The following is a 12,611-nucleotide window of genomic DNA, read 5'->3' on the forward strand; positions in this document are numbered from 1 at the left end:
GTCATCCGGGCGGCCAGGGCGTCGGTGGCCTCTGGCGTGCCGAGGGCCTGTGCGGCGTCCTTGATCGGACGGTATCCGGTGCAGCGGCAGAGGTTGCCCGAGAGCGCGTGGAGATCGAACTCCTCCCGTCCGGGGCGGTAGTATTCGGCGGCCATCGAGCAGATGAAGCCGGGTGTGCAGTAGCCGCACTGGGATCCCCCGCGCACGGCCATCTCCTCGGCGACGGGGTGGATGTGGTCACCGGCCGAGAGTCCCTCGGCCGTGATGACCTCCTGGCCGTCGAGGGCCGCGGCCGGCAGGAGACAGGAATTCACCGACGTCCAGCGGGTCGTGCCGTCGCCGTCGGGTCGCGCGATGAGGATCGCGCAGGCTCCGCATTCGCCTTCCGCGCAGCCTTCCTTGGCTGCGGTCAGGCCCTCGCCGCGGAGGAAGTCGAGGGCATTGGTATGGGTGGGGCCGTCGAAATCGTGATCGGTGCCGTTGACCGAGATCCGACAGGCCGGGCGTTCCGTGGTCGACGCTGACATCGCACTCACCTCCTGCGCCTCAGCGAGGAGGCGCACAGTGCATGGTTGGAACAGTTGCGCTGGCTCTCCGAGACTTCTGGTTATCCATGCGAACAGCAGCGGAGAGCGGTCGGCGGGGCATCATCGCCCCGCGGGCGTCAGTCGCCGTGGGCGATCTGCCCTTTCCCCCACGCGGTGTGCTCCGTCACAGTGCTCATCCTCCCAAGATAGCCGAAATGGGACCGCGAACGAAGTAGAGGACGAATCCGGCCGAGACGATCCACAGCAGCCAGTGGACGTGCTGTCCGCGACGGCTGAACGCGTGGATGAGGGCCCACGAGATGAAGCCGACGCCGATGCCGTTGGCGATCGAGTAGGTCAGCGGCATCGTCACCATGGTGAGGAAGACCGGCAGCGAGGTGCGGAAGTCGCTGAGGTCGATCTCCCGGATCTGCGTGACCATCATGGCGCCGACGACGACGAGGGCGGCGGCTCCGGCCTCCATCGGGATGACGCCGATGAGCGGGGCGAAGAACATCGAGAGGAGGAAGAGCACGCCGGTGACGATCGCTGCCAGTCCGGTTCTCGCGCCTTCGGCGATGCCGGCGGCGGAGTCGACGAACACCGTGTTCGACGAGGCGGACGCGCCACCGCCGGCGACGGCGCCGAGGCCCTCGATGACGAACGCGCTGCGGATGCGGGGGAACATGCCGTCCTTCGTCTGGAGTCCCGCGCTGCGGGCCAGACCCGTCATCGTGCCCATCGCATCGAAGAAGTTCGTGAACACGAGGGTGAAGACGAGCATCGTCGCAGCGAGCACGCCGATGCGCTCGAAGGCCCCGAAGAGGTCGAACGCGCCGATGAGCCCGAAGTCGGGCAGCGCGACGATCTGGTCGGGCAGCTGCGGGGCACTGAGGTTCCAGCCGGCCGGGTCGGGGTTGACCGGGTCGCCGACGGTGCCGAGCTTCGCGAACGCCTGGATGATGATCGCGGCGATCGTCGCGACGATCATGCCGATGAGGATGCCGCCGGGCACCTTCCTCGCGACGAGGACGCCGATGAGGATGAGGGCGCCGATGAACACGAGCGTCGGCAGCGAGGTGATCGACCCGTCCTGTCCCAGCTGGACGGGCGGACCGGCCGGGGTGCGGGTGACGAATCCGGAGTTGACGAACCCGATGAACGCGATGAAGAGGCCGATGCCGACGGTGATGGCGATCTTGAGCGCGTGGGGAACCGCGTTGAAGATCGCCGTGCGGATGCCGGTGGCGCCGAGGAGGACGATGATGATGCCGTTGATGATGACGAGCCCCATCGCCTCGGCCCAGGTCACCTCCTGGACGACGGAGACGGCGAGGAAGCTGTTCATCCCCAGGCCGGCGGCGAGCGCGAACGGCAGCCGGGCGACGACGCCGAAGAGGATCGTGATGAGTCCCGCGACGAGCCCGGTGACGGCCGTGAGCTGGGCGAAGTCGAGCGTGCCGCCGGCGACGTCGGCGGAGCCGCCGAGGATGAGCGGGTTGAGCACGACGATGTAGGCCATCGCGACGAAGGCGACGATGCCTCCGCGGATCTCCTGCTTGACCGAGGAACCGCGCTTGGTTATCTCGAAGAATCTGTCCAGTGCGCCTGAACTGCGGGCGGCGGCGTCCGTGTCCTGCCGCTGGTCATCGTCCGACACTTCTTTGTCTGCCATTGTCATGGACCACCTCACAATGTTCGATTTGGTCGACTGCGACATCGTCGTCGCAGTCCTGCGCCTTGAACGTGCGCAATGAAAGAGAAACACCCTTCCATGATGCGGAAAAGTATTTCTATTTCATCCCGACAGTCTCGCGTCTCACGGTCGGTGTGTCAATCGTCACAGGCGAAGTGCAACCCATTCGAGACCCCGGCCGTGACCGGCCCGGACACACGAAAACCCCCGGCTGACCAGGGGTTTTCATTGGCGGTGGCGGTGGGATTTGAACCCACGGTACGGGGTTACCGTACACAACATTTCGAGTGTTGCACCTTCGGCCGCTCGGACACGCCACCGCCGACAACAATACAGTCGGTGCCGGGAGCGGGCCAAATCGGATCGGGGTGAGTGCGGTCACGTCCCCCGCCTGGCGGTGAAGAAGTCGGTGAGCAGGGCCGCCGCTGCGCTCTCCTGCACTCCGGAGTAGACCTCGGGGTGGTGGAGGGCCGCCCGATCGCGCGGCAGGTCCCACACCGATCCGACAGCTCCGGCCTTCTCGTCGAAGGCGCCGAAGACGAGGCGCGCGACCCGGGCGCCGATGAGCGCCCCGGCGCACATCGCGCACGGCTCGAGGGTGACGACGAGAGTGCACCCGTCGAGGCGCCACCGCCCGGTCGTCGCGGCGGCCTGCCGCAGGGCCAGGAGCTCGGCATGGCCGAGCGGATCCTCATCGACCTCCCGCCGGTTGTGGCCGGTCCCGATGACCCGCCCGTCGGGGTCGAGGACGACGGCCCCGACGGGAACGTCGTCGTGCGCGGGCGCCCGGGCGGCCTCGGCGAGGGCGAGGGCCATCCACGCGGAGAAGTGGGCATGCCCGCCGAAGCCGAGCTCATCGGCACGGGTGACGTGGCTCAGCGGGCGGCCTCGAGCTGATCGGCGAAGCCGACGGTCTCCCCGACGTGGGCGACGACGCGCGCCGGATCCGAGGGGTACTTCTCGACCTGCTCGATGAGGTCGGCAGGGGCGAGTCCGCGGTCGGCGAAGATGTCGGCGTCGCCGCCCCATTCGCCGTCGCCGTCGAAGTCGAGCATCTCGACCTCGTCCTCGACGTCGTCGTCCTCGTCATCGGCGTCCGGCTCCTCCTCGTCGAGCCCGAACTCCTCCTCCGGTTCGGCTTCGTACGCGTCGTCCGGGGAGTCGAGGTAGTCGGCGAAGATCTCGGCGAACGGGCTGAGCTCGACGGCGCCGAGATCCGAGATGAAGACCTTGACCTCGTTGTCCGCGGCGAGGCGGACGAGTCCGAACCATTCGTCCTCGTGTTCGATGACGGCCACGGCCTCTCCGTCGTCGGTTCCCGCACTCCGCATCATGTCGACAAGGCTGTCGAGGTCCGTGGCGTCGCGGACGTCGACATCGAGAGCGCGGAATCCGTCGCTCGACTCGGCAAGGATCTCAGTGAAGTAGGACATGACTCCATTGTGGCCTCTTCCCCCGGCTTTCACCACAGCCGATTCCCGTACCATCTGAGTATGCGCCTTCACGTAGCCGACCACCCCCTCATCGCCCACAAGCTCAGCGTTCTCCGAGATGAGAACACCGACTCCGCGCGCTTCCGGCAGCTCACCGAGGAGCTCGTCATGCTGCTCGCCTACGAGGCGACCAGGTCCCTGGCCGTCGAGGACCGCGCGGTCACGACCCCGGTGGCGACGTTCACCGGGACCCGGATGGCCGAACCCCGTCCCGTCGTCGTCCCGATCCTGCGGGCGGGCCTCGGCATGCTCGACGGGATGCTGCGCATCCTCCCCACCGCCGAGGTGGGCTTCCTCGGGATGGTCCGCGACGAGGAGACCTTCGAGCCGACCGCGTACGCCGATCGCCTTCCCGATGACCTCAGCGGGCGGCAGATCTTCGTCGTCGACCCGATGCTCGCCACCGGGGGGACGCTGGCGATGGCCATCGACTTCCTCCTGGCCCGCGGTGCCCGCGACGTCACCGCCGTCTGCCTCGTCTCCGCACCGGAGGGCGTCGAGCGCATCGAACGCGACTACGGGGCCTCGGCGAACGTCGAGATCTACACCGCGGCCCTCGACGAGCGCCTCAACGAGCTCGGCTACATCGTGCCCGGCCTCGGCGACGCCGGCGACCGGATGTACGGCATCGTCGACTGAGCGGATTCGTCACAAACCGTCACATTCGTCTCAGAACCCGGCGATCCTTTGCCCGGGCGGACGCGTGTGACGAATAATGAAGGCATGACCTCTGCGAATCACGAAGCGCGAATGCGCACGGCATCGATGTGTATGCCCTGCGTTCGTCGTCGGTGATCGCCCTTCCGCTGTCCGGCTGCGAACGAGTGCAGACACGTCGCGCAGCGGACTCCATCGCATCACCCAGAGGACAGACATGCCGAATCCCGAACCGAACTACGTCCACCCCCGCAGCGCCGTCGCCGTGCGCCGCGCCGGAGCCAGGCTGAGCGCCGTGGACCCGCAGAACCCGCCGCACACCTTTGGGCCCTCCGGGGTCGTGCCCTCGCCGAAGGCGGCGCGCGGCATCATCGTCTACATCGGCCTCGACGAGTCGAAGGCCGCCGCGGACGGCACGAATCTCTCCGCGATCGCCGGTGAGCTCCAGGCGTACGCGAAGGAGCTCGCCTCCCAGGCCGAGACCCAGGCCGTCATCGCCCTGGCCCCGGAGGGCCGCGGCAGCGACATCGACGCCGTGCGCGCCGTCGCCAACGGCTCCCCCGCCGCGTCGGGAACCCCGGCCGGCACCCATGGCCCGGTGCGCTCGCGCATTCCCAACCGCATCCATCCGCCGGCCCTGCGCGAGACCGAGGCCGGTCCCGCCGAGCGTCTGCGCATCGACATCCCGCGCCGCGAGGTCCGCATCGACGGCGATCTCGTCGATGTCACGACGAAGGAGTTCGACCTCCTCGCCACCCTCGTCTCCCATGCCGATGAGACGCTGCCGCGCGAGGCCCTCATCGCCGCCGTGTGGTCGGGGGCCGAGGAACCGGACGAGCGCACCGTCGACGTCCACATCCGCCGTCTGCGCCGCCGCCTCGGCGAGCACTCCTCGGTCATCCGCACGATGCGCGGCGCCGGATACCGCTACGACACACATCCCGACGTCACCGTGTGGTCGGCCACCGCCCATCGGTGAGCCGGCCCATCGGTGAACGAGCACTGAGACGCACGTCGCACGACCCGCCCAGCAGGAGGCCAGGGTTCGCGGTTAAGATTCCTAATCGATGAATCAGGCATATCCCAGGCCCGGGCGCGCACGGAAGTCCGCGAAGGGCATCACCGCACTCGTCGTCGGCCTTCTCTACGCCGCGTTCCTCGTCCTCCACGAGCTGGTGCCCGCCCGCGGCGGCATCGCCCTGCTCGTCGAGAGCGTCCTGCCGTGGACGGGGCTGATCATCGGGCTCGTCCTGCTCACGATGCTCTTCCGGTTCTCCGTGCTCTCGGTCATCGGCGTGCTCGTCCCCGCGCTCGTGTGGGGCGTGATGTTCGGCGGACCGCTCCTGCCGGGCCGCGATGCCGGCACCCCGGACCTCACCGTCGCCACGCAGAACGTCGGGGCCAGGCTGCCGGAGCCGACGGCCACGGCGCAGAACATCGTCGCCGCCGATCCCGACATCGTCACGATGCAGGAGCTCGCGTCTTTGTCCGGGCAGATCATCCAGGACGAGCTCAACGCCTCGTTCGCCCACTCGGAGGTCGTCGACACCCTCGGGGTGTGGTCGAAGTGGCCGATGTCGACGCCGGAGGAGATCGACCTCGGGCTGCAGTGGCCGCGGGCCTTCGCGACGACGATCGCCACCGATCACGGCGACATCAGGTTCTACGCCGTCCACATGCCCTCGGTGAGGCCTGGCCAGGAGGGGATGCGCAACGCAGCCCTGCGCCGTCTCTCGACCGTCATCGAGGGCGATGACGCGGAGCAGATCATCGTCGCCGGCGACTTCAACACCGCCTCGACGGACCGGAACTTCGACGAGCTCGTCCCGCCGCTCAAGGACACCCGCGTCGAGGCGCGCGGGGGCTTCGGCTTCACGTGGCCGGCGCGGTTCCCCGTCACCCGCCTCGACCACATCCTCTACCGCGGGTTCACCGCGACCTCGGACAGGGTCCTCGGCGAGGGCACGAGCGACCACCGCGCGGTCATCGCCGGACTCGATCTCGCCTGAGACTCGATCTCGCCTCACCGGCGCGCGGGCTCAGCTCGTGCACTGTCCCGTCGGCACCGGGGTCGTGTTCGCCACGCCGGCCTGGAGTTCGTCGCGGATCTCGGCGCGGGTGAGCGCGTAGCCGGTCTCCTCATCCGTGGCCGAGCGGGCGAAGACCATGCCGACGACGTTGCCGCCGGAGTCGATGAGCGGTCCCCCGGAATTGCCCTCGCGGACGATGCCGCGCAGCGAGTAGACGTCACGCACGACGCTGCTCTGGTCGTAGATGTCGAGGCCGCGGGCGTTGATCTGCTCGCGCACGCGGGTCGGGGAGATCGTGTAGGGCCCGTTGGCGGGGAATCCGACGACGACGGAGTCGTCCCCGGGTCCGAGCGGACTGCCGAACTCGAGGGCGGGAGCATCGAGTTCGGGGACCCGGAGGACGGCGACGTCGGCTTCCGGATCGAATTCGACGACCTCGGCGGAATAGGGGCGCCCGGTCCCGCCGACCTGGACGGCGAGACTCGTCGATCCGGCGATGACGTGGGCGTTCGTCGCCACGAGGCCGTCGTCGTAGACGAAGCCGGAGCCCTCGGAGCCGGCCCGACACGTCGTCGTCGTGGTCGTGATCTTCACGACCGACTCCTCAACGCTGCGACCGACCTCGACCATGTCGGCGTCGGGTTCGCCGACCCCGCGGATCTCCTCGGTCTGCCCGGAGAAGACCTGCGGGAAGCCCGTGGCGCGCAGGGTCGAGGCGAGATCGCCGAGCGCGCTCTGCGAGGAGTACGGGATCGTCCGGTCGATCGCGGCGATGACCCCGGAATCGGCGACCCACTGGTTGGGCCCCACCAGCGGGGTGGCGCGGATGAAGCCGGCGGCGAGCCAGACGACGAGGACGTAGACGACGCCGGCGGTCACGGTGCCCCCGATCGCGTCGATGCCCCGTCCGAGCTCGGAGTCCATGGCGCGTTTGATCCACGTGCCGATCCCGTTGCCGGCGAAGGCGAAGAGGACGCTGAGCACGAGCGGCATCGCCGCGAGCAGCGCGACGACGCCGGGATTGCCCATCGCCGAGGTGCCGGCGGAGAGGTTCTCGACGAGCGGGGAGAGCAGTCGTCCGGCGATCCATCCGACGACGAAGCCGACGACCGTGCACAGCCCGACGACGAAGCCCTGCCGGAACCCGGCGAAGAGGGCGCCGATGCCGAGGAGGACGATGATGATGTCGACGATGATCACGACACGGCCTTCGCCTCGGCGCGGGAGGCGGACAGCAGCCGGTCGCGGGCACCGGCGAATTCGCGGAGCTCGAAGTTCTCGATCTCCTTCTCACGGCTGCCGCCGATGCCGGCGAGCAGGCGCATGCGCGTCGTCGACAGCTTCCCGGCGAGCCGGATCATCGTCGCCATCTCCGCCTTGCCGCCGGGGAACGAACCAGCCCACCGGCGGCCGTACTTCCGGCCCTTCCACGTGCCGAGCATGTCCGCCTCGGCGTGGGAGAGCCACCCGGAGTTCGCGTAGTCGCCGAGCATGTTGAGCGTGTGGAGGCGCTCGCTGCGGCGCAGCAGCAGCCCGAGGACGACCCAGCAGGTCGTGAGGATGAAGCTCAGGACGATGAGTCCGACGATCTGGGCGATCGGGCTGATGAGCTGGAGACCGGTCATCGACCCGTTCCAGATCGCGTGGAGGCACATGCCGATGAAGAGTCCGGGCAGCCACATGAGGACGACGGCCCACCACGGCCATTTGCGGGCGGCGAAGCCGATCGTCACCCCCGCCCAGCTCGAGAACGCGGTGTGGAGCAGCGGCGAGCACAGGCAGCGGAGGACGAAGGTGATCCACAGCCCCGAGGTGCTCTCCTGCCACGCGGTGCCGAGGTAGAGGACGTTCTCGGTGAAGGCGAAGCCCGCGCCGATGAGGGCACCGTAGACGAGGCCGTCGAGGGGGCCTTCGAAGTGCCGGCGGGCGGCGAGGACGAGGACGACGAGGAGCGAGGTCTTCATCGTCTCCTCGACGATCGGGGCCTGCACGACGGTGGCGAAGACGTCGGGCATCCCGCCGACCCCGACGAGGAAGAGGGCGACCTCGCTGACGAGGGAGACGAAGAGGGTGAGGATGACCGAGGCGACCGCACCCCAGAGGAGGCAGAGGCCGAGGAGGATCTTCGGCTGCGGCTTCCATCGGTCGAGCCACAGGACGTAGGCGATGATCGCGACGAGCGGGATCGCCGAGAGCCCGATGAGGGCGAAGAGCCTGGCCCCGAACTGGAAGCCGCCGGCGACGGCCATGACGAGGAGGCCGAAGACGAGGGCGCACACCGCGAAGATCGCGATCGCGAGGCGGATGACGTTCGTCGTCGATCCGGGTTCCTCGGGCGGCTGAGTGCGGCGGACCGCTCCCGTCCACGGGGTCTCCGACACCCGGTGATCGGGGGTCTGCATGGACGCGCGCACCCGCATCTCCTGTGTCACGGTCGGGGCGAAGCGCGGCTGTTCGTAGACTCGGCGGGGCCCCTGCCCCGGGTGCGGGATCCCCGGCTGCGAGTCGACCGGCCGTCCGTGGTGGACCGGGGGGCCGGGATAGACGGGTCGACCGGCAGGATCGCCGCGGCGCTGCTGCGGTCGTCGGGTCTGCTCCTCCTGCGGACGCGGGCGGAAGCGCTCATCGCTGCGCCGCGGATCGACCTGGGGAGGCCGGACGAACCCGGGTGGCCCTGCCATGGGCGGCCGTCCCGGGAACTGCTGCGGGCCCATCGCCTGCCGCGGTCCGGGCTGCGGGTTCCCGTGCGGGCCGGGGCCCTGGTTCGGGCCCGCCTGTCTTGGGCCGACCTGTTCCGACATAGTCCGTCCTTCTCCATGGGGCGCTCGAAGCCGCTGTTCAGAGCGTTGACTGCCCCATCAGTCTACGGTCGAACACTGACACGCACCCTAAAGCGACGTGTCCGTTCAGCAACAGCCGACACCGGCCACTTGCGTGCATCTGACTGTGGATTCCCGGCGCCGAGGCGGGGCGGCCGGGCCGTGGTCGCCGCCCGGTTCCGCGGGGCGAGGAGCCCGCGGGCCGCATCCTGCCGCGCCGCCGACTCGTGTCCCCAACTGTGAACGTGACTTGTCCGCTCGCGCTCGTTCTCCTGTGGACGCCGGCACCGGTTTCCACAGGGGCTTGCCGGGGTCTGGTCAGGACTCTGTCGTGCGGCGTCCAATCGGGGCATGAAAACTCGCAGACGACTCACGCCCCGATCCGCCCTCGTCCTCCTCATCGTCGCCGTCCTCTCGTGCGCCGGGCTCTCCCCCGGGCCCGCGCACGGGGCGACGGCCGAGCTCGGCGAGGTGCCGATGCTCAGCAGCGCCGACGCCTACGGTCCCGGAATCTGGCACGAAGCGCCCGAGGGGAAGACCTGGTACGGGGCGTATCGGACGTTCCCCGACACGTTCGCGTACTGCATCGACGCGGGAAAGCAGTCGCCGCTGCCGGAGTACTTCGCCGACGCGACGGCGCAGGAGGTCACGGCACCGGTCACGGCGTGGGCCCTGGCAACGTACGCGGATTCGCCGGATCCCGATGTGCAGGCGGCGCTGAGCGCGATCGCCCGGGCCGATGAGCGCATCGACCACGATCACACGGTCCCGCCGCAGGAGCCGGGCGAACTCGGTGCGGCGTTCGAGGGGGCCGCCGAGCAGTACGAGGCGATCACGGCCGAGGCGACGAGGCTGGCGGGACCCTACACGCTGACCGTCGCGCTCGAGCCGGTCCTCGACATCCCCGTCCTCGAACCCTATGCCGCGAACGAGGGCGACTTCGCTCGCGCCCCCGCAGACCCGACGCCGTCGTTCCCGACGACGAACCGGGTCACGCTCACCGCCGCCCTGACGACGGCGTCGGGGACCGCGGTGCCCGATGTGCCGATCACGCTCGAGGTCACCGGCGCCGATGGCCCGGCGAGTCTGACGAGCGGGACGGCTCCGGCGACGACGACGCTGACCGCCGAGGGTCCGGGCACGGTGAGGGTGAGCGCCTCGGCGAGCGTCGCCCCGGACACCGTCGCCCTCTGGGAGCCGACGTCGGGCACCCGGGTGCAGCGGGTCATCACGCCGGGCGAACCCGTCACGCTCACCGACTCCGCCGAGGTCGACCTCACCTCGCAGCCGCGGGTGGTCACGGAGATCTCGGAGGTCAACCCCTCCCCCGGGGACACGGTCACCGACACGTTCACCGTGTCCGGTCTCATCGGCGACCACACCGTCGACGTCGTCCATGAGCTGTGGGCGACGACGTCGAAGCCGGAGGTGGGGAAGCGGAACGACGACGCCGAGGTGGTCGGATCCGTGACCTCGAAGGATGTCGGCAACGGCACCCACGAGTCCCCCGGCATCCGGATCCCCGCGGACTTCCGCGGGTGGGTGTACTTCACCGAGACGATCGCCGCCGACGACTCGACGAGGGAGTGGACGGGCATCCACGGCCAGCCGAAGGAGACGGGCTTCACCCCGTGGACCCCGACGGCGCAGACGCAGGCCCGGCTCGACGGCGACACCGTCAGCGACGAGGTCGCGGTGAGCGGGCTGCGGCCTGGCGCCGAGGCGAGGCTGACGGTCACGGCCTATCGCACCGACGACGAACCGGAGCAGTCGGCGACGCCGTCGGGCACCGAGATCGCCGCCCAGGACATCACCGTCGTCGCCGATCAGGAGGGCAGCGCGACGGTGAGCACGGAGCCGATCGACATGCCCGTCGGCTGGGTGACGTTCGTGACGACGATCGCCGAGGACGACGTCCACCGGGGCTGGACGAGCGAATGGGGCATCCCCGCCGAGACCGTGGAACGGGTGGCGGAGGGCACCGCGAGTCCTCCCCCGACCGCGCCCTCGCCGCCGGAGCAGCCGGCGCCGCCGGAGGAACCCGCGCCTCCGGAGGAACCCGCGCCTCCGACTCCGGTCGCAGACCGGCCTCAGGCCCCAGGGCCAGCCTCAGAGCTGCCGCGCACGGGAGCGGCCGGCCACGGCATGCTCATCGGCGCCGGCATCGTCCTCATCGGGGTGGGAGCGGCGACGCTGCTCGTCACCGGTCGGCGGAGACGATGAGGCCACCGGCGCGGAAGAGGTCGCGGAGGCGAGCCTCGATCGAGGCGGTGCGCTCGTCCAGCGCGGTCAGGGATGCCCCGGCATCGCCGAGGTCGCGGAGGGCGCCCAGTGCCTGACGCACCTCGGGGATCCGGTAGCCCCCGGCGCGAAGGGCGGCGGTGATCCTCGCATCACGGATCGCGAGACTCCGATAGAGACGGGCCCGGACACCGCCGGAAACGACCCGCTCGGGGTCGATGAGGCCCTCGGACTCCCAGAACCGCAGCGTCGACGCCGGCACCCCCAGTGCCTGAGAGAGCTCGGTGATGGTCATCGGATCCTCGCCGCCCGTGTCCGCTGCCACTGTGAGGAGGGCGTCTCGAGCTGCGAGCACCTGCTTCCGCTCGGCGTCGAGTGACGCGGCGTGCTCGCCCAGTGCCGCGGCGATGTCCACCTCAGATGTCCGGTCGCGCCGCATCATCAGCGCGGCGGCGTCGACCGGTCCGATCGCTGCCGCAAGAAGCCGGTAGGCACCGAGCGCGCGCAGGTGAACCTCGGTGAAGGTCCGGTAGCCGTTGGGCCGGCGCTCAGCCGCTGGGATCACCCCGATCGTCTCGAGGCGACGCACCTGCTGGACGGAGCACCCCGAGATCTCGGCCACCTCGGCGGTGGAGAGCGGTCTGTCCATGGTCACCCCATTCGACCTCGCAAACCCGACATAAGCACTTCAAGGACACACTTCACCCATGAGTATGCACGATCTGCTTGAGACGATTCGCACGTTCGACGGAGTGCTCGAAGTGGCCCCCTCTGCCGGCGGCCCGTACCCCGAGATCTCGTGGGGCGATCACTACTTCTACTACGCCCCGGACGGCGTGATCCCCCACCGAGTCCAGCCCTACGCCACGGTCGTGACGAAGGACTATCCCGACGACACGGCGTCACAGCTGCAAGGTCCCGACCGGTGGAGGGTCAACATCCACATCGGTCGGGACCGCGCCAGGCGCCTCCTCGGCGACGGCGGCGACTGGGACTTCGCAGCGACCGACACGCTCCTCCCCCACCCGCTCTACGGCAGGCAGGGATGGATCGCCGTCGTGACTCCCGGTCAGCGCACGACGGCAGCGGTCGTCGAACTCCTCGACGCCGCTCACCGAGAGGCGAAGCACCGGTGGGATCGCCGCTGA

At 69.6% G+C, this 12,611-nt stretch carries 12 protein-coding genes and 1 tRNA gene; 5 read left to right on the forward strand and 8 right to left on the reverse strand.

Translation table 11 applies throughout. From position 1 onward, the window contains the following. The 5 genes from FFS20_RS06625 to FFS20_RS06645 form a co-directional block, all read right to left on the reverse strand. On the reverse strand, positions 1–527 hold a 527-nt coding region (locus FFS20_RS06625; protein ID WP_137825132.1), incomplete at its 3' end, for a 2Fe-2S iron-sulfur cluster-binding protein. A 193-nt stretch (positions 528–720) separates the two neighbouring features. Continuing rightward, positions 721–2,202: an NCS2 family permease gene (locus FFS20_RS06630; RefSeq protein WP_137825133.1), complete on the reverse strand. Its 1,482-nt coding sequence runs from the start codon at positions 2,200–2,202 to the stop codon at positions 721–723. Positions 2,203–2,452: 250 nt separating this feature from the next. Next, a tRNA-Ser gene (locus FFS20_RS06635) sits at positions 2,453–2,543 on the reverse strand. A 58-nt stretch (positions 2,544–2,601) separates the two neighbouring features. Then, on the reverse strand, positions 2,602–3,039 hold the full coding sequence (locus FFS20_RS06640; protein ID WP_137825134.1) for a nucleoside deaminase: 438 nt from the start codon (positions 3,037–3,039) through the stop codon (positions 2,602–2,604). 59 nt (positions 3,040–3,098) lie between these two features. Beyond that, complete coding sequence (locus FFS20_RS06645; RefSeq protein ID WP_137825135.1) at positions 3,099–3,656, reverse strand: tRNA adenosine deaminase-associated protein; 558 nt, start codon at positions 3,654–3,656, stop codon at positions 3,099–3,101. A gap of 60 nt (positions 3,657–3,716) precedes the next feature. Here FFS20_RS06645 and upp point away from each other — a divergent pair, with 60 nt between their 5' ends. The 3 genes from upp to FFS20_RS06660 all read left to right on the forward strand — a co-directional run bounded on the left by upp (position 3,717) and on the right by FFS20_RS06660 (position 6,382). Next, complete coding sequence (gene upp, locus FFS20_RS06650) at positions 3,717–4,355, forward strand: uracil phosphoribosyltransferase (protein ID WP_137825136.1); 639 nt, start codon at positions 3,717–3,719, stop codon at positions 4,353–4,355. 235 nt (positions 4,356–4,590) lie between these two features. Beyond that, positions 4,591–5,352, forward strand: coding sequence for a winged helix-turn-helix domain-containing protein (locus FFS20_RS06655; protein ID WP_137825137.1), 762 nt, complete (start codon positions 4,591–4,593; stop codon positions 5,350–5,352). A gap of 88 nt (positions 5,353–5,440) precedes the next feature. Continuing rightward, positions 5,441–6,382: an endonuclease/exonuclease/phosphatase family protein gene (locus FFS20_RS06660; RefSeq protein ID WP_137825138.1), complete on the forward strand. Its 942-nt coding sequence runs from the start codon at positions 5,441–5,443 to the stop codon at positions 6,380–6,382. A 30-nt stretch (positions 6,383–6,412) separates the two neighbouring features. On the opposite strand, the gene FFS20_RS06665 is transcribed toward FFS20_RS06660, so the two are convergent. Continuing rightward, positions 6,413–7,603, reverse strand: a complete 1,191-nt coding sequence (locus FFS20_RS06665) for a MarP family serine protease (RefSeq protein WP_171007018.1) — start codon at positions 7,601–7,603, stop codon at positions 6,413–6,415. Then, positions 7,600–9,084, reverse strand: coding sequence for a PrsW family glutamic-type intramembrane protease (locus FFS20_RS06670; RefSeq protein ID WP_249356710.1), 1,485 nt, complete (start codon positions 9,082–9,084; stop codon positions 7,600–7,602). Before FFS20_RS06670 ends, FFS20_RS06665 begins: the two co-directional genes overlap by 4 nt. A gap of 489 nt (positions 9,085–9,573) precedes the next feature. Here FFS20_RS06670 and FFS20_RS06675 point away from each other — a divergent pair, with 489 nt between their 5' ends. Further along, a complete protein-coding gene (locus tag FFS20_RS06675; protein WP_137825139.1) occupies positions 9,574–11,445 on the forward strand; it encodes an LPXTG cell wall anchor domain-containing protein in 1,872 nt (623 codons plus the stop codon). On the opposite strand, the gene FFS20_RS06680 is transcribed toward FFS20_RS06675, so the two are convergent. Continuing rightward, on the reverse strand, positions 11,423–12,112 hold the full coding sequence (locus FFS20_RS06680) for a MerR family transcriptional regulator (protein WP_137825140.1): 690 nt from the start codon (positions 12,110–12,112) through the stop codon (positions 11,423–11,425). The two genes, FFS20_RS06675 and FFS20_RS06680, sit on opposite strands and share 23 nt — an antisense overlap. A gap of 58 nt (positions 12,113–12,170) precedes the next feature. Between FFS20_RS06680 and FFS20_RS06685 the strand changes: the two genes are divergently transcribed. Continuing rightward, positions 12,171–12,611, forward strand: a complete 441-nt coding sequence (locus FFS20_RS06685; RefSeq protein ID WP_137825141.1) for a DUF6194 family protein — start codon at positions 12,171–12,173, stop codon at positions 12,609–12,611.

Origin of the sequence: Brevibacterium sp. 2SA (assembly GCF_005502845.1) — a bacterium.
Classification (GTDB): Bacteria; Actinomycetota; Actinomycetes; order Actinomycetales; family Brevibacteriaceae; genus Brevibacterium.

Bases quoted from the DNA above. Each gene is read 5' to 3' on its own strand.
- FFS20_RS06655 (WP_137825137.1), top strand. From the start codon at position 4,591: ATGCCGAATCCCGAACCGAACTACGTCCACCCCCGCAGCGCCGTCGCC.
- upp (WP_137825136.1), top strand. From the start codon at position 3,717: ATGCGCCTTCACGTAGCCGACCACCCCCTCATCGCCCACAAGCTCAGC.
- FFS20_RS06685 (WP_137825141.1), top strand. From the start codon at position 12,171: ATGAGTATGCACGATCTGCTTGAGACGATTCGCACGTTCGACGGAGTG.
- FFS20_RS06670 (WP_249356710.1), bottom strand. From the start codon at position 9,084: ATGGCAGGGCCACCCGGGTTCGTCCGGCCTCCCCAGGTCGATCCGCGG.
- FFS20_RS06675 (WP_137825139.1), top strand. From the start codon at position 9,574: ATGAAAACTCGCAGACGACTCACGCCCCGATCCGCCCTCGTCCTCCTC.
- FFS20_RS06680 (WP_137825140.1), bottom strand. From the start codon at position 12,112: ATGGACAGACCGCTCTCCACCGCCGAGGTGGCCGAGATCTCGGGGTGC.
- FFS20_RS06645 (WP_137825135.1), bottom strand. From the start codon at position 3,656: ATGTCCTACTTCACTGAGATCCTTGCCGAGTCGAGCGACGGATTCCGC.
- FFS20_RS06630 (WP_137825133.1), bottom strand. From the start codon at position 2,202: ATGGCAGACAAAGAAGTGTCGGACGATGACCAGCGGCAGGACACGGAC.
- FFS20_RS06660 (WP_137825138.1), top strand. From the start codon at position 5,441: ATGAATCAGGCATATCCCAGGCCCGGGCGCGCACGGAAGTCCGCGAAG.
- FFS20_RS06640 (WP_137825134.1), bottom strand. From the start codon at position 3,039: ATGGCCCTCGCCCTCGCCGAGGCCGCCCGGGCGCCCGCGCACGACGAC.